Here is a 16944-nt window from a genome sequence, read left to right as displayed (position 1 = left end):
GTGGGTTAAGGGAGGTATATCATGGCTACATTGCTGTACGTGGAGGATGATCGGCAGATCGCCGGTCCTGTCTGCCGCGATTTGGAGGAACGCGGATATACGGTCCGCTGGCTGAGAAGCGGCGAGAATGCCGCTTCGGAAGCGGAAGGCTGCCAATTGGCCGTACTGGACGTCATGCTTCCGGGGCTGGACGGATTTACGGTCGGGCAGCGCCTGAAGAAGGCATATCCCGGCATGCCGGTCCTGATGCTGTCGGCGCGGACCTCGATCGATGACAAGCTTCAGGGTCTGGAGTTTGCGGACGACTATTTGACCAAGCCCTTCCATCCAGATGAATTGGCGGCCCGGATCGGGGTGCTGCTGAGAAGGTCGGGACAGACGGCTTCAGCTCCTCTGGTGTTGAAGTATCTAACCGTTTATGAGGATGAGAACCGGGTTGTACATACGGATAGCGGAGAGGAGATTCCGCTTACCGGCAAGCAGTTTCACATCTTTTTTTATTTGCTTCGGCATTTGGGCCAGATTCTGACCAAGGAACAGATCTATGAAGCGGTATGGAATGAGCCTTATCTGGAAGGCGACAAGACGCTGATGGTCCATATACGTTATTTGCGCGAGAAACTGGAGCGCGACCCGGCAGCGCCGGAGATTATCGAGACGATCCGCGGCATCGGATACAGGATCAAGCCATGAGGAGGGTCCGGAACGGCAGAGGGCTGCCGGCCTTCCGACGTTCGCTGCTGTCGAGGTATATGCTGATCGTAGCGGCCGCCGTTCTGTTCCTGCCTGTCGTGTTCGGGCTTGTCGTAGCTTCCTCTTCTCTGTCCGACCGTCTGGCGGAAAGGCGTCTGGACGCCGAGACCTCCGGGGAGCTCGAGGTATACGCCGGGACGGCGAAGCTGGAGAAGCAGTGGCATGCCGAGGCCCGGGAGCTTGCCGGCAAGACTCCGGATCTGATCTCCGCCCGTCTGAGGCAGCTCGGCGGGCTGTATCCGTATGCCTTTCTGTTCTGGGTAGACGGAGCTGGAGTTACCCGGCTCTCGCTTCAGCCGGAGAAGCGGCTTGCCGGGAGCGGGGACGGCGATAGTGCAGCTTACCGTGTTCCCGCTTCCTGGGATGCGGCCTCGGCCATTTCCTTCATGAAACGGAGCGTAAGCCGCGATCCGCTGACGATCGTCGCTTTTATCGGAGATGATGAAGCCCGGGGCGAAGGCTTTATGACCATGGCCGTGCCTATAGAGGTTCTCAGGAAAAAAACGGCTCCTCCCTCCAACCTCCGGTATATTATAGTGCTGGCGCTGCTGTTCATAGTCTTCGCCGTAGTCTCCTGGCTGTTCTTTGCCCGCATCCGCAGGCGTCTGCTCCGGCTGCAAACGGCCATGACCGTGGAAGGCGGCGGATTGCCGGCTGTTGTCCCTGTAGACAAGCCGGATGAAATCGGGCTGCTGGAGGATGCTTTTAATGCCATGGTGAAGGAACTGCAGGTCAGCCGGGCCCGGGAAAAGGAAGAAGAGGAGCTTCGCAAGCGGCTGATCGCCGGGTTGTCCCATGATCTGCGGACGCCGCTTACCGTCATTCGAAGCCATCTGTTCGAGGTAGGCAAGGAGACGCTGACTTCGGAGGGCAGACAATCCATCGATTTGATGGATCGCCGGATTGCCGACTTAAGCGGACTCATCGATAATCTGCTTGAATACAACCTGCTCGCGAGCGGCCGGGTCAAGCTGGCGCTCTCGGACAGGGATGTGCTGCGTCTGCTGCGCGAAAGCGCGGCATCCTGGTATCCGGTTTGGACCCGTGAAGGAATGGAGGCAGATATACGGCTTGAAGGAGGACCTCTAATCTGGAGGATTGACGAATCCTGGTTCCGGCGGGTGCTGGATAATCTCTATCAGAACATTATGCGGCATGCCGGAACAGGGAGCTATGTCGGACTCTTCGAGGAAGAGCGCGGCGGTGTTCGGGCTATTGTGATCCGAGACCGGGGCCCCGGTCTCGGAGAGCATTCGCCAGCCGGCGGGGCCGGTCTAGGCCTGGCTATCGTCGATATGCTTCTGTCCGGAATGGGGCTTGTCCGGGAGACGGAGACCGGCTCCGGGGGGACGGCCGTTTATATTTTTCCGAAGCTGTATTCCCCGGCCGGGGCTTTAAACGAAATTTAAACTTCGAACACCGCTCATTTAACCTCGGAGAGGTACGCTTGATCCGAGGTGAAAGAGCAATGGATATCATTATACAAACGACTGAGCTGGTGAAGGCATACCGCGGCAGACTCGCCGTCGACCATTTGAATTTGAGCATCGGAAAGGGAGAAATCTATGGATTTCTCGGCCCGAACGGCGCCGGGAAGACGACGACGATTCGGATGCTGCTCGGGCTGATTGCGCCGACGGAGGGGCATATCGAGATCTTCGGCCGGGATTTGCGGAGAGAGCGGCTGGACATTCTGCGCAAGGTAGGCTCGCTGGTCGAGTCGCCTTCCTACTACGGCCATTTGACGGCGGTGCAAAATCTGGAGGCGATCCGCCGCATTCTCGGGACGCCGAAGCGGCGAATCGCGGAGGTGCTGGATATCGTCTCCCTGAAGGGCGAGGAGAACCGGCCGGTCAAAGGCTTCTCGCTTGGCATGAAGCAGCGGCTCGGGATCGCTGCGGCGCTGCTGAACGAGCCCGAGCTGCTCATTCTGGACGAGCCGACTAACGGGCTTGATCCGTCCGGCATTCAGGAGATACGCAGCCTGATCCAGTCGCTGCCCCGGCAGTACGGCATGACCGTGCTGGTGTCCAGCCATCTGCTGAGCGAAATCGAACAGATGGCCGGAACGGTCGGAATTATCCGCCAGGGCAGAATGATTTGCCAGGACACGATCGAGGGGCTTCGCAAGCGCTCCGCCGGTGAAATCCGGCTGCGCGTATCGGAGCCGGAGGAGGCATTGGAGGAAGCGCTGCGCCGCGGCTGGACCGGCACGCGCAGCGACAGCGAGCTGCGTCTCGCGGAACTGGACGACGCGAAGGTGGCGCTGTTGGTCAAGGCGCTGGTGGAGCGGGGACATGCCGTGTACAGGGTGGAGGAGCGGCGCCGGTCATTGGAAGACTTCTTCCTTCAGATTACCGAAGGGAGGGAAACGCCATGATGCGGGTGATCGCCTCCGACTGGCTGAAGATCAGGGGAAGGGGCATCTGGCTCCTTGCGCTGATCGGTCCATTGGGGGTTATGGGCATCCAGGCGCTGAACTTTGGCCTCCGGCTTGATTATATGAAGTCCATTTATGCCGGACACATGTGGGAAGGGCTGCTGGAACAGACCATGCAGTTCGTGCCGATGACGCTGCTGTTAGGAAGCACGCTGATCTGCTCGCTGATCGCGGGAATTGAGCATCAGACCAGCGCCTGGAAGCAGCTGCTCGCGCTGCCGGTATCCCGCATCTCGGTATTCGTCTCCAAGCTGCTGCTGGCTCTGATGCTGCTGTCGGTATCCTGTCTGCTGCTTCCCGTCTTTCTGGCGGTGCTCGGACTTCTTCTCGGGTTTCCGGCTGTAGAGCTTCCGGTTATCGATCTGCTGCGGACCGGATTTCCTTCCTTCGCGGCCGCCCTGCCTTTCACGGCACTGCAGCTGTGGCTCTCTCTGGTCTCGCGGAACCAGTCGCTTGCCGTATCGGTCGGCGTCATCACGGCCATTATGTCGCCTTTCCTGACGTCGCTCCCGGAATGGGTGCCGACCAACTGGGTCTATTACGCCTGGAGCGGGCCGGGAAGACCGGGGTTCGCCGGAGCTGGCGTGGTGTTTGGCCTGCTCTTGCTGATCCCGGGAGCCATGCATTTCGGCCGGAAGGACGTGAACTGACATGCCGAAGAGCTATCTGAGAATGCTGTCGGCCGAGCGGCTCAAGCTGGCGGGCTCCCGGCTGTGGCTGCTTGCGGCGGCGAGTCCCGCTGCGGCGGTGCCCATCGGCCTGACGTCTTCCACGCCGGAGGGCGGGAAGCCCGATTGGGGCACGCTTTTGTCGTCGATGTCGCTGCTGCATGCGCTCCTGTTCCTTCCGGTGCTGTCCGGTCTGTACGCGGCGGTGCTGTGCCGTCATGAGCATGCGGACGGCGGCTGGAAGGCGCTGCTGGCCCTGCCGGTGTCCCGTTCCTCTGTGTACCTGGCCAAATTTACGATGGTCGCCCTGCTGCTAGCGGCTACCCAGATTTTGTTCGCCGCCGTCGAAGCTCTGACAGGGATAGGCATGGGGCTTGAAGCGCCCGTTCCCTGGTCCATTCTGCTCGGCAGTGCAGCCGCCGGCTGGCTGGCCTGTCTGCCGCTGGCCGCGCTGCAGCTGGCTGTCTCTCAGGCCTGGAGCAGCTTCGCCGCTCCTCTAGCTTTGAATGTCAGCCTGACGCTGCCGGGCATTCTGATTGTGAGTTCAGCGGCCTATTCGCCCTATTATCCGTGGGTTCAGCCCGCCCTTGCCATGCTTCCGCATGGAGGAGCGGCTTACGGAGCGCTCAATCTGCCGCTTCAAAGCCTGCTTGCAGTCGTGCCGGGCAGTCTGGTACTCTTTTTGGCTGCCGGACTGCTGCTCTTTCGGCGAAAGGCGGTATAGTCCGGCGTGATCCACACTCCGACTCCGATGGACAGCGGCCTTGTTTTTTACTTATAATATCAGAAGGAGTAACTTCGAAGCTTCGGCTCCCTGATATTGCAAGAAAAACAACCGCTGTATAGATTGACCTGAAAATAAGAGGAGAGGGAAGGAGCAACGGAGGGGAAGTTTGGAACTGTAGGAGCGCAAGCGACCGCCTACAAGCTTTTCGCAGAAAAGCTCGCTACGTAAGCATTGGCTGTCTCCGGATTTCAACCGAAAAATTGAAAATTAAGAAATCTGGAGACAACAGCGGCCGAAAGTCCAAACATTCACTGTAGTTGCGGCTGTACCCCTCTCTTCGAGTATCCGGTTCAATCTAAATAAAGAGGGATTCGGCAGCATCATCGAAATGGCTTCGATTGGAATCTGAAGGAAATATCAGCAGGGAAGAAATCAGGCCTTAAGGAGGGAAACAGATGAAACCGGCAGCAATTGAGGAATGTGACAACACCTGCAGCGGCTCGGAGATTTCACTCGGCGATATCCGCTCGGCAATGCCGGAGAGATCGACGACCGACAAGATGGCGGAGCTGTTCAAGGCGCTTGGCGATCCGACCCGGGTTCGGATGATTTACGCCCTGTCCCGCCAGGAGCTGTGCGTGCACGATCTGTCGGCCATCCTGGATATGGGCCAGTCGGCGGTGTCCCACCAGCTTCGCTATCTGCGGAATTTGCGGATCGTGAAGCGCCGCAAGGAAGGCAAGACGGTATTTTATTCGCTTAACGACGCGCATGTCGAGCAGATCATGCTGCAGACGCATGAGCATATCCGGCATGAATAGGCATAAATAGCGGAGGTACCCCCGAAATCCATAACGAATACGTCAAAGGCGGAAGACCCTGAGGGTCCCCGCCTTTTTTAGTGAGCTTTTTTATGTACGAGCTGAAGCTACAGATGAGTTTTATTGGGCGCTGTTGATTCCTTGACCAGCGGCACGGGGCAGCGGAGATTTTCTCAGGCTGAGCGCCAGCCAGAAGCAGTAAGCCGCGAGCAGAACGAGAATCGCCAGGTCAATGCCCAGATAGGCGTCGCTGTTGTCGTTGCCGACGAACTGAATGAAGTTATGAAGAAAGTGAAAGAGAATGAGCGGGAGAATATTGCGGTTCCGGATCATGAGCAGCGCCAGCGCGCCTCCGAGAAGCAGGGCATAGACGATTTGAAGAACAGTCTGGAAGGCATCCTGTCCGGAAAGGACGCTCAGCACATGGGTGACGCCGAAGAGCACGGAGGAGGTGATGACAGCCGTCCGGACGCTCTTGGGGCGGAGAATGTTCACGATGAGGCCGCGGTAGATGCTCTCTTCCACAAAGCCTACCAGCAGCGTGAAGCCCAGGTAGAACAGTACTTCGGAAGCCTCAATCTGGCGGAAGCCCTTCAGGGCGATGATGGCAAGCAACACAAGCAGCGGGAGGTAGTAGCGCCAGTCTCCTTTTGGAATCGACGACAAGGAGCGGAAGCCGTAGAACCCCCATTTGCGCTTCAGGGTGAAGTAGAGGACCAGAACGGCCGTAATCGGGATGTAGGAGATCAGGATGGGAGCGGAGAAGCTCAGCTCCTTAATTGTCGCGTAGGCTCCCGCCATGAAGACGGCGATGAACAGCAGCACTTCGATCAGAACGACGGCCAGCACGGGGCGCCTCTCAGTGAACGATTTAGTGAACGATTTTTTATTTGCCGGAATTGACATGGTTTAGACTCTTCCTCTCCATAATATCTTGAATCCATTGTCTCTGCATCTTCGCGTGCATCAGACCGTATTCCAGCACCGACACGCGGTAATAATAATCCTCGGGATGTTCGATCCCGGCCAGCTCGCCCTCCACGATGGAACGGACCGCTTCCAGTTCCCGGACCTCGCGTTCGGCGGTATGGCGGTAACCCTGCAAATGCTCCATCCGAACCTCATCCTCCAGATAATCGAAAAAGAATACCCGGATCAGCAGCTCCCGCCGGGAGCTCTGTGGCTCCGCGAGCCATTGCATAAAAGCCTTTCTGCCTTCCGGCAGCAGCGCATACAGCTTGCGGTTCTTGCTGTCGGAGGTTTCCCTCATTGACACATGCCCCTTGTCCGTCAGCCGCTTCAGTGCGGGGTACAGACTGCCATAGCTTGCGTTGTAAAAGTGTCCCACAGTGCTGTCGATCGTCTTTTTCAGGTCATAGCCGCTCATTTCGCCTTCCATCAGCATGCCGAGCAGTACAAATTCAAGCAATTTCAACACCTCAACATATCGTTTAGATATATCTATTTGATATGTTTATTATATCCGCTTTCCAGATTCCGTCAACTCTTTTTTTGGTGAGGATTGACACTTTGAAAGGAGGAGGCATATAATGTCGGTAAGAACATATGAACAGTTGCTCATATGTTAATCGTAAGCTTTACGAAAGGGGCTGGAGACTTTGAGCACGGTGGAGCCGACAGAGAAACGGCAGTGGATACTCGAAGGCCTGGACTGCGCGAACTGCGCGATGAAAATTGAGAACCGGGTGAAAAAGATGGAGGGCGTTGCCTCCTGCTCCGTCAATTTCGCTACGAAGACGCTGACTGTGGAGGCGGACAGCCGCTTTCCGGGAGAGGAGCAGGTGCGGAAGACGGTGGTTTCCCTGGAGCCGCATGTGAAGGTGCTGGAGAAAAGACCGTCCGGAGCAGTACGGAATCCCCGGAATGTAAAAGTCCGGACGGATGGAGGGGAGCTGCATTCTCTGCCTCCGGTTCAGGCGCAGGCGGCGTCAGCGGAAGCTTCCGCCCACGGTCATGCTCATGAGCATGGACACTCGCATTCGCATGAACACGGGGACGCCCATGCTCACGGGCATGAAGCCCGCAAGGCATCGGGAGAGGGACATGCCCACAGCCATGGAGAAGGCAGCACGCGGAAGACGGTGCTGCGAATTGCAGCCGGCGCTCTGCTTGCTGCAGCCGGTTATCTGATGCCTTCCGGCGGCTACCTGGAGCTGGGGCTGTTCATTCTGGCCTACCTCGCGGCCGGAGGCGGCGTAGTCTGGCAGGCCGTACGGAATTTGTTCCGCGGTGAGGTGTTCGACGAGAACTTCCTGATGGCTCTGGCGACTGTGGGGGCCTTCGCGATCGGTCAATACCCGGAAGGCGTCGCCGTCATGCTGTTCTACCAGGTTGGCGAGCTGTTCCAGGACCTTGCCGTGAACCGTTCCCGGCGCTCCATCACGGCGCTGATGGACATCCGGCCGGAGACGGCCAGAGTGCGTTTCGCCAGCGGAGAAACCCGGATCATATCTCCCGAACAGGTGGAGATCGGGGACGTTATCGTGGTGCAGCCCGGTGAGAAGGTTCCGCTGGACGGCACGGTAATTGAAGGCAGCGCCATGATGGATACCTCGGCGCTGACAGGGGAGTCGGTTCCGCGCTCGGCAGAGAAGGGATCTGCCGTGCTCAGCGGATTTATCAACAAGAACGGCGTAGTCGTCATTGAGGTTACCCAAATATTCGAGCAGTCGGCTGTCTCCAAAATTCTCGAGCTTGTCGAGAATGCCTCGAACAACAAAGCCAAGACGGAGAACTTCATCACCCGTTTCGCCCGTGCTTATACACCATTCGTGGTCATTGCGGCTGCGCTGCTGGCCGTGGTGCCGCCGCTCGTCATCAGCGGAGCGACCTTCTCCGACTGGATTTACCGGGCGCTGGTCTTCCTTGTCATCTCTTGTCCTTGCGCGCTTGTCGTCTCCATCCCGCTCGGCTTCTTCGGCGGTATCGGCGCGGCTTCCCGCAGCGGCATTCTGATCAAGGGAAGCAATTACCTGGAGGCGCTAAACGACGTGAAGACCGTCGTGTTCGACAAGACGGGAACGCTGACCAAAGGGCAGTTCAAGGTAACGGAAATCTATCCGGCGGAAGGAATGAAGAAGGAAGAACTTCTGCGGCTCGCCGCTTATGCCGAGAGCCATTCCGGCCATCCGATCGCCGAGTCGATTCTGGCGGCTTACGGCCGTGAAATCCCGGGAGGCGCCGTGACGGATTACGAGGAGATTTCGGGTCACGGCATCCGGGCTGTTATCGAAGGACGAACGGTGCTGGCGGGGAACGCGCGGCTTATGAAGAGCGAGGGAGTTGCCTTCAGCGAGCCGGAGGGAGCCGGAACCGTCGTACATCTGGCCGAAGACGGCCGGTATGCCGGAAGCATCGTGATCGCCGACGAGGTGAAGGACGACGCAGCCCGCGCCATTGCCGCTCTCCGCGGAGCCGGCATAACGAAGACGGTCATGCTGACCGGTGACGCGGCAGCCGTCGCGGAGGAAGTCGGCAAGCGCCTTGGCGTCGACGAGATTCATGCGGAGCTTCTGCCGCAGCACAAGGTGGAGCGAATCGAACGCCTGGAGGCGGAGAAGCGTGGAACGGGCAAAATCGCCTTTGTCGGCGACGGCATCAACGACACGCCGGTGCTGGCCCGGGCGGATGTGGGGATTGCGATGGGCGGTCTCGGCTCGGATGCGGCTATCGAAGCGGCAGACATTGTGATTATGACCGACGAGCCCTCCAAGATCGGAACAGCCATTGGAATCGCGCGGCGGACCAGAGCCATTGTCTGGCAGAATATCGCGCTGGCGCTTGGGGTCAAGGGAGCATTTCTGCTGCTCGGAGCGTTCGGCATCGCCACAATGTGGGAGGCGGTCTTCTCGGATGTGGGCGTTACCGTACTCGCCGTTCTTAACAGCATGAGGGCCCTTCGGCATGTCGAAAAATGATTCAAAAGTCCTTGAAGTCCTGAAATTATTTCCTTGTTTCTAATAATATTGTCGAATCTTTCCGATATAAGTGTTTGGAAATATTTATATTCGGAGGGAAAGCTATGAAATCAATCTCATTCAGGGGCCGACCGCTGTCGATTCGCGCGAAATGGTCCCTGGCCCAGCTTGCGGTAGCCATTGTGCCGTTGCTGGGGGTAACCATCTTTCTCATCAGTTATTTCGGAGGAGTCACGCGGGAGGAGAGCCAGGAACAGGCGAGGCAGATTCTACAGTCCAACAGCATGAGAATCAAGGAATGGCTGGATGCCAAGACTTCTGCCGTTCAGGAATTGGCTGCGAAGCATAAGGAGATGGACTTGAGCAAGCCTGATACGGTGTTCCCGGTTCTCCAGACGCTGGAAGACAGCGACAAGCAGACGGAGGGCTACAGTGTGATCAGCAGCAGCGGACAGCTGCTCAATGCCCTCGGGATGACTTCGGATATGAGCAAATCGGCATATTTCATCCAGGCGAAAGAGCAGAAGATACCGGCGGTCAACGAAATGTCCTATCTGGACGCGTTGAAGAAATATATTATACCGGTCATCGTGCCGCTCACGGACTCTGGCAATCAGTTCGCGGGCGGCATCGCTTTTTCGGTGACTCCGGAAGTGCTGACCGAGATGAGCAAGAGCATTCAGTTGAAGAAGACCGGCTATGCTTCCGTTGTGTCGGGAGCAGGGCAGTATTACGCTTATCCCGATGAGAAGCGGATCGGCAAGAAGATAGCGGATTTCGCCACATCGTCGGACAGCAAAAAGGCTGTTAAGAATATCCTGGGTAAACAGAACGGCTCCGAAACTTACCGGGAGAACGGCAAGACGGTTATTACATACTTTGAGAAAATCCCGGGTACCGACTGGAGACTTCTTATTACTGTCCCGGAGGCTGAAATTTACAGCAGCGTGAACCGGGCACAGATCCTTACGTGGCTGATCGTGCTGCTCGCGGTTATTATCATTGGAGCGGTTGCCCTCTTCCTTACCCGGCGTGTAACGAAGCCGATCGCGGCTGTCGCGAATTCGGTTACCCGGCTGGCAGACGGTCATCTGAATGAACGGGTGGAGGTGACCTCCCAGGATGAAATCGGGCTTCTGAGCGCCGGCATCAACGACATGGCGCAGTCGCTCTCGGAAATTGTGGGCAATATCAGGAACACGGCTTCCGAAGTCTCGTTCTCATCCAGTACGCTGCTGGAAGCGGTCCAGTATTCTTCGGACAGCCTGGGGCAGATGGCTTCGGATATTCAGGAGACGGCGGCGGGAATGGAGAGCCAGTACGTCGGTGTCGAGCAGTCCGCCAGAGCTACGGAGGAAATGGCAGTGGGCGTGCAGCGGATCGCGGAATCTTCTTCCACAGTGTCCGAGGGTGCCGACGGAGTGACGGAGGAAGTAGACAAAGGCTATGTCGTAATTCATTCCGCTCTTAAGCAAATGGACGCTATCGGCTCATCGGCGCGTCAGACATCCGAGCTCATCGATCGTCTGACCGAGCATTCGGCCAAGATCGGCGAAATTGTCCATGTGATCTCGGATATCGCCAGCCAGACATCGCTGCTGTCTCTGAACGCATCCATTGAAGCCGCACGGGCCGGCGAGCATGGCCGCGGCTTCGGCGTTGTTGCCGAGGAGGTCAAGAAGCTGGCCGAGCAGACCGGCCAATCCGTTGCCAGCATTTCGGAGCTCATACATGAGGTACAGGAGACGACGGCAACGGCTGCCGCATCCATGACGGGCAATATGGGAGAGATCGAGGCAGGTATCTCCAAAATGCGGGATGCCGGAGAATCGTTCGACCATATCCGAGCCTCCATCCGGGAAGTATCGCTTCAGATGCAGGATGTATCGGCGACGACGGAGCAGATTTCGGCGGGCACTGAAGAGATCAATGCGTCGATGGCGGAGATGTACAATTCCATCAGTAAGTCCACGAAGAAATCCCGGGAGGTCGTACAGTCCTCGCAGGAACAGGTGGCGCTGATGGCGGAGATGGCGATCTCCGTCCAGCAGATGAACGGTTTGATGGGCGAGCTGGAGAGTCAAATCCAGCGTTTTGCCAAATAAATCCGGTCATCCAGGCAGCATATCAAAGGGGCGATCCCAGCCATTATATGGCTTACGGGATCGCCCCATGTTTGTCTTCCGGGATGCTCCGGGTAAATGCCGGGAGGCCGGCCTGCCCGCGAATTGCTATCGCTTGCGGCAGATGCAGCGGAACCGGAACGTGAATACGTTGGGTGGTCGTTCGCTTAGGCTCCGGCAGGATTCAGGCTGTCGATTCCGGCGCGGATAATATTGCACGAGGAGAGGAACTTGGCGTTCTCCTCTTCATTGAGATTCAGTTCAAGCAGCTCCTGAATGCCCTCGCCGGCAATGATGGCGGGCGCGCCGATGCAGATGCCGCTCTGGCCGTATTCCCCGTCCAGGATGGCGGAGACCGCGATGATCTTATGCTCGTCGTTCAGAATGGATCGGGTAATATAAGCCAGCGCGCTGCCGATTCCGAAATGGGTTGAGCCCTTGCGAGTGAAGATCTCCCAGCCGGCATCCTTCGTCTTGCGTGCGATATCGTTCAAGTCCAGATGCTTGAAGCGCTCACGGTGCTGCTCCAGAATATGCAGAATCGGCTTGCCGCCGATTGTTACATGCGACCAGGCGACAAACTGCGATTCGCCGTGTTCTCCCATAGCATAACCGTTGACGCTGCGGGGATCGATCGAGAACACCTCCGAGAGCAGCGTCTTCAGCCGTGAGGAGTCGATTGAGGTTCCCGTTCCGATTACCCGGTGGCGGGGAAGCCCCGATATTTGCCATACGAGATAAGTTACAATGTCAACCGGGTTCGCGGCGATCACGAAGATCCCGTCGAAGCCGCTTGCCATGATCGGTTCCACAATGCCGCGGGTAATGACCGCCGCTTCATCCAGCACATCAAGCCGGGTCTGCCCCGGCTTCGGGTTCGCTCCGGCCGTCAAAATCACAATATCCATACTGCCGCAATCGCTCGTGGTTCCGGCGTAGACTTTGGTTCTTGTTCCCATAAAATCCGCGCAGTGCGACAAATCGAGCGCCTGGGCCATCGCCCGGTCGTAAGTGCGGTCGACCATCATGATTTCGTCGCAGATAGCTTGATTGACCATGGAATAGGCGCAGCTGGAGCCGACCATCCCGGAGCCGACGATCGCCACTTTTCTTGATTTGCTTTTCATAAGCCCATCCTCGCTTTTCTCTTGAATGCATCATTTCTTCAGGTCCGAAAGTCCGGTCTGTGCTTATATTTTACCTTATTTGCGGTTAAGTTACCTGACATGGGTGAAAAAAGGTACATGTTACCGCTGTGTTTCATGAAAGTTAAAAGGCAGGTGTAAGCGCCAAAAGACCCGGCAGGCGCTGTTCATGCCTGCCGGGTCTTTCCTATTAGCGGATCAATGTATTACATCCCCAAATACTGAAGGAGGTTTCCGATGACGACGGATGCCTCCGCCCGGCTTGCGCCGCTGTGCGGAGCGAAGCGGTTATTGCCCTGGCCGGAAATCAGTCCGGCTGCAGAAGCCTTAGCCACACTCTCGCGTGCATAGGCCGAGATGTCGGCGCTGTCGGAGAAAGCAACCGCAGAAGAACCGGTAACGCTGACGCCTTGAAGCTGAAGGGCTTTGCTCAGCATGACGACCATATCCTGCCGGGACAGCAGGTCGCCGGGACCGAAGCTTCCGTCCGGCTTGCCTTGAACAAGGCCAAGCTTCTGGGCGGATGCGACGGAAGAATAATACCAGGCGCCGGATTTCACATCCGTGAAGCTGCTGACAGCGCCCGCTGTATTCAGATCAAGAGCCTGGGTCAGCATTTGAAGGAATTCAGCTCTTGTGACGCTTCCGTTCGGCTTGAAGCTGCCGTCTCCGTAGCCGGATACGATTCCGCGCGCGGCCATGAAGTCAATGGAGTCCTGCGCCCAGCCGTATGAGCCGGTATCGGTGAACGAGACAGAGGAGGAAGCCGCTGCGTATTTGCTGAAATGCTTCGGCGCAAAGGTCACGGCGCCGTTGTTGTACCGGGAATTCTTGACGGCTTCAAGACCGCCGTTATCATTCAGGTAGTATGCGACCACCTGATTGGCCTTCTCTCCCGCACTCAGGGTGTAGGGCAGACTGATTCTGACCAAGCGGCCTTGCCAGGACACAGGTGCGCCATCTACGGTCAGCGACAGATCATACACCGGGGACGAGCCGATTCTTTCTTTGGCCGCTTGAGACAGACCGGTAGTTCCCGGCAAGCTGTAGGCTAGCTGTAGCACGCTGCCGGAGCTTAGCGTGGAGCCTTTCAGAAGGCCGGTGTCAAGCGTAAAGGTTACGCCGTTCAGATTGAAATGAACGGTAGAGATGGACTTCGCCTGCAGACTGCCAAGGAGACTGGCTGGCAGACTAATTGTTACACCACCCGTAGCGCCGGGGGCTTTGATGTCGACGGTGATCGCCTTGTCGCTGCTGCCTGCGGCCGCCTGGTTCAACAGATCTTCAGACAGGGCTGCAAGAGCTTTGCCGTCCGTGCCGACCGGCGCGGTAATCGTTACCTTGCCGCCCGCCACCTGTGCGGAAGGAGCCGGAGAAGCTGCAGGAGTTGGTGTCGCCGCAGTTCCTGTACCGCTTCCATCAGCCGAAGGGGTCGCCGTGGCTGACGGGGTTGGTGTTGCTGATGGTGCGTCCGATGGCTGAACGGCAGGCTCATTGCTGACGACGGCCAGGGTCTGGCCGAAATATTGGACTCCGCCGCTGGCGTTAATCTCCGCTACGCCGATATGATCGCCGTTAGCTGCCGGAATCAGGCCATCCTCCGGAAGATCGGCATAGCCGCTAAGCGTATCGTTCACACGAGGAACTGTGACGGTGCTGCTGCCGAAATTATGATAGACCAGTTGGTATCCGTCATAAACATCCGGCGTTACGGTAATGCGCGTCTTGCCGTCATTCGCTGCGCCTTCCGGGTCGGCGGAGGTCACGGTCAGACCGCCGGCTTCCGGTTCGACAATGCTGCCTGCAGTATCGCCCATAATGATGCCGAAACCGTTCGCTCCGATGTACACCCGGCCGAAGACGTTGGGGTCTCCGGTAATCGCCTGGGTAGCGTTGGCATATTGATGCTGGTCGTCATTGATGCGAATCCAGCTTGCACCGCCATCGTCAGACCGGTAGAAGCCGAAGATGCCGTTGACGCGGCCGTTGATATAAATCGCATCGTAATCCGATCCTTCGGCAGCCTTGCCGAAGCCGATCATGACAGCTTCCTCCACGCTGTCCAGCTTCGTGAAGCTCTCGCCGGAATCGGTGGAGTGGAACACTCCGTAACCGTATTCAGGATGCTCGTTATTCTTCGTCGCCACGAGCCAAATATCGCCCTCACGGTTCGATACCGCTTTGAATTTGCTGGTGAGGCTGTTCGGCAGGCCGGTTGCGCCTGTCTCGCTGAAGGTCGCGCCGCCATCGGTGCTGACATAGAATTTGCCTTCCGAGAAGCCGTAGAACTTATGCGTGTTCACACGGTCCGAGTAGACGAAGGCTCCCTGCGGAATGCCGGCGGAAGCGGTCCAGGTCTGACCGTTGTCTCTCGAATAGCTGACCGGACGGTCGAGACTCGCGTCAGCGGAAGGCGACCAGACAATGGAATCGCCGTCGGCGGATACCGCGACATGTCCGCCGCCCGTATTGTCGCTGGAATCCGAGGTCCAGGCATTGGCCGCCGGCGTCCAGGTGGCGCCGTTGTCGGTCGACACGCCCATTCGGGCTGCCGTTCCATCCCCGTTGCCGACCCGAACGATGAGATTGGAATCGTCCTGGGCGAAGTCGAGATCCGTACTGGAACCGATGGTCGGGTTGGTGATCATCTCCGGCGCCTTGGTCAGATCCGTATGACGGAAGCCGCCGATGTCGCTGAGCGCACTGATCAGCTTGGCGTCGCCGGAAGGAGGAACGATCAGGCCGTTGACCGCCGTCTCCTCAATGCCCTGGGCATAGACGGAAATACTTACCGTCTCATTCTTGTCCAGGTTGGTCAGATCGTTCGAGCCAAACAGCGTCGCGCCGGTTCCATAGAAGAAGTGATCCGGATTGAACGGGTCGATGTCGAGATCGCCGATCATCCAGCCGAGCTTCGGATTCTGCTCGACATCGGTCGGACCCGACGCTTTTCCCCAATCCAGCCAAGGGGAGAGCGAATAGTCAATCGTGTATTGATTGACCCGGGAGTAGCCTTCTCCCATACGCCAGAAAGACTGCCAGGTTGCGCCGCCGTCGGTGCTGCGGAAGATCTGCTCGTCGGGCCACCATACATTCATCGTAGCGACCATGATCGTATTCGGGTTGGAAGGATCTACCGCCAGCCCGCCGAACGGATACGATGGAACGCTTGAGCCTGCGGTCGGAGCGAGCACAGGAGGCGTAATATCGGTCCATTCTCCGGTTTTGGTATTGTACTTCCAGACGGCTCCTACAGAGGTGCCATCCCACGGAATGCCGTCATATGGGCCGCTGCCTTTGTTATACGTCACGTACAGCATGCCGTCGGAAGAAAGCTCGCCGTGCATCGGCAGAAAGCCCTGCTTCGGCTGGCCCGGAATCGGCTCCCAAGTTGCTCCGCCGTCCAGCGTCTGATAGAGGCTGGTGTCCGTGTCGGCCACGCCTACATAGACGGACTGTGTCACGGAGGCCGCTTCCCCTGTCGAAGAGTTGGCCCGTTTGCCGGTCGAAGGGTCGAACGTTACCCACACCGCCCCAAACTCTCCGCCGTAGTAATCCTTGGCGTCCTGCGGAACATTGAAGGACTCCACCTTATTCCAGGTCACGCCGTAATCCGTGCTTCGCCACAGACCTTCGCCGTTGCGGGCGCCGAAATAAATGACCCGGTTATCGTTAGGGTCGATCACCAGGCGCTCGCCCATATTGCGTCCGGGCATATTGCCGCCGAACTTGATCGGCAGCCGGGTACCCTCCCACGTTTCGCCTTTGTCGGTTGAGCGGAGTATGACGCCGGTTTGATCCGTAAAATAATTGGAGTACGTTCCGGCCGCGATATATACGCGGTTCGGATCAACCGGGTCGGTGGCCAGACTCTCCACTCCGGCCATATTCCAGTTGTCGAATCCGACCCAGTCAAGCAGCTGCTTCCAGGATGACGTGGACTCGTCCCAGCGATAGGCGCCGCCCATGTCGGTGCGGGCGTACACTAGCCCCGGTTCCGTCTGATTGAAGATCACTCCGGGCACATAACCGCCGCCCACGATGGCCGCTCTTCCCCAGCTGTAGGGCTGGGTCTTGACCGCATCCGAATAAGGCGAAGCGGGAGCGGTTGTGTCCGCAGCTGCGTAACCGCTTCCAACAATAGGAAGAGCAAGCGTCGCAGCCAGGCACACATTTAGCATTTTTTTGAACATTCTATACCTCCTTGACTTGGATGATGATTCCCACCGGTCACGGAATCCGCTTACAGTTGCAGACAGGCATGACCTTAGAACAAACAGTCTTCCGGCTTCGGCGCTAGCTCAGGCAGGCGCATCCGCCTTTTATGTA

12 protein-coding genes are annotated in these 16944 nt (G+C 57.7%); 8 read left to right on the top strand and 4 right to left on the bottom strand.

Annotated features, from left to right (window positions below):
- The first annotated feature begins 21 nt into the window (after nt 1-21).
- The 6 genes from KIH86_RS21395 (at nt 22) to KIH86_RS21370 (ending at nt 5409) form a co-directional block, all read left to right on the top strand.
- Entirely contained in the window at nt 22-693 is a 672-nt protein-coding gene (locus tag KIH86_RS21395; protein ID WP_262416486.1) for a response regulator transcription factor, read from the top strand.
- Entirely contained in the window at nt 690-2162 is a 1473-nt protein-coding gene (locus KIH86_RS21390) for a sensor histidine kinase (RefSeq protein WP_235775527.1), read from the top strand. Before KIH86_RS21395 ends, KIH86_RS21390 begins: the two co-directional genes overlap by 4 nt.
- A 59-nt stretch (nt 2163-2221) precedes the next feature.
- Nucleotides 2222-3133 carry an ABC transporter ATP-binding protein gene (locus KIH86_RS21385; RefSeq protein ID WP_223084406.1) on the top strand — a complete coding sequence of 304 codons (912 nt, stop codon included), beginning with the start codon at nt 2222-2224 and terminating at the stop codon, nt 3131-3133.
- Nucleotides 3130-3843 carry an ABC transporter permease gene (locus KIH86_RS21380; RefSeq protein WP_223084405.1) on the top strand — a complete coding sequence of 238 codons (714 nt, stop codon included), beginning with the start codon at nt 3130-3132 and terminating at the stop codon, nt 3841-3843. The genes KIH86_RS21385 and KIH86_RS21380 overlap by 4 nt, the downstream gene beginning before the upstream one ends.
- Nucleotide 3844: 1 nt before the next feature.
- Nucleotides 3845-4585: an ABC transporter permease gene (locus KIH86_RS21375; protein ID WP_223084404.1), complete on the top strand. Its 741-nt coding sequence runs from the start codon at nt 3845-3847 to the stop codon at nt 4583-4585.
- A gap of 458 nt (nt 4586-5043) precedes the next feature.
- On the top strand, nt 5044-5409 hold the full coding sequence (locus KIH86_RS21370) for an ArsR/SmtB family transcription factor (RefSeq protein ID WP_223084403.1): 366 nt from the start codon (nt 5044-5046) through the stop codon (nt 5407-5409).
- A gap of 120 nt (nt 5410-5529) precedes the next feature.
- Here KIH86_RS21370 and KIH86_RS21365 read toward each other — a convergent pair whose 3' ends face one another.
- The gene (locus KIH86_RS21365) at nt 5530-6315 is read right to left on the bottom strand and encodes a CPBP family intramembrane glutamic endopeptidase (RefSeq protein WP_223084402.1); all 786 of its coding nucleotides are present in this window, start codon (nt 6313-6315) and stop codon (nt 5530-5532) included.
- Nucleotides 6296-6847, bottom strand: coding sequence for a PadR family transcriptional regulator (locus KIH86_RS21360; protein ID WP_235775526.1), 552 nt, complete (start codon nt 6845-6847; stop codon nt 6296-6298). Before KIH86_RS21360 ends, KIH86_RS21365 begins: the two co-directional genes overlap by 20 nt.
- A 181-nt stretch (nt 6848-7028) precedes the next feature.
- Between KIH86_RS21360 and KIH86_RS21355 the strand changes: the two genes are divergently transcribed.
- Nucleotides 7029-9347 (top strand): heavy metal translocating P-type ATPase, encoded by a 2319-nt coding sequence (locus KIH86_RS21355; protein WP_223084401.1) that lies wholly within the window; start codon nt 7029-7031, stop codon nt 9345-9347.
- A 104-nt stretch (nt 9348-9451) separates the two neighbouring features.
- The gene (locus tag KIH86_RS21350; RefSeq protein ID WP_223084400.1) at nt 9452-11452 is read left to right on the top strand and encodes a methyl-accepting chemotaxis protein; all 2001 of its coding nucleotides are present in this window, start codon (nt 9452-9454) and stop codon (nt 11450-11452) included.
- 185 nt (nt 11453-11637) lie between these two features.
- Here KIH86_RS21350 and KIH86_RS21345 read toward each other — a convergent pair whose 3' ends face one another.
- Nucleotides 11638-12597 carry an L-lactate dehydrogenase gene (locus KIH86_RS21345; RefSeq protein ID WP_223084399.1) on the bottom strand — a complete coding sequence of 320 codons (960 nt, stop codon included), beginning with the start codon at nt 12595-12597 and terminating at the stop codon, nt 11638-11640.
- Nucleotides 12598-12821: 224 nt separating this feature from the next.
- Nucleotides 12822-16808, bottom strand: a complete 3987-nt coding sequence (locus KIH86_RS21340) for an S-layer homology domain-containing protein (protein WP_223084398.1) — start codon at nt 16806-16808, stop codon at nt 12822-12824.
- Nucleotides 16809-16944 lie beyond the last annotated feature (136 nt).

It is taken from the genome of Paenibacillus sinensis, assembly GCF_019904155.1.
Lineage (GTDB): Bacteria > Bacillota > Bacilli > Paenibacillales > Paenibacillaceae > Paenibacillus_AQ > Paenibacillus_AQ sinensis.
This window is presented reverse-complemented; position numbering and strand designations above follow the sequence as displayed.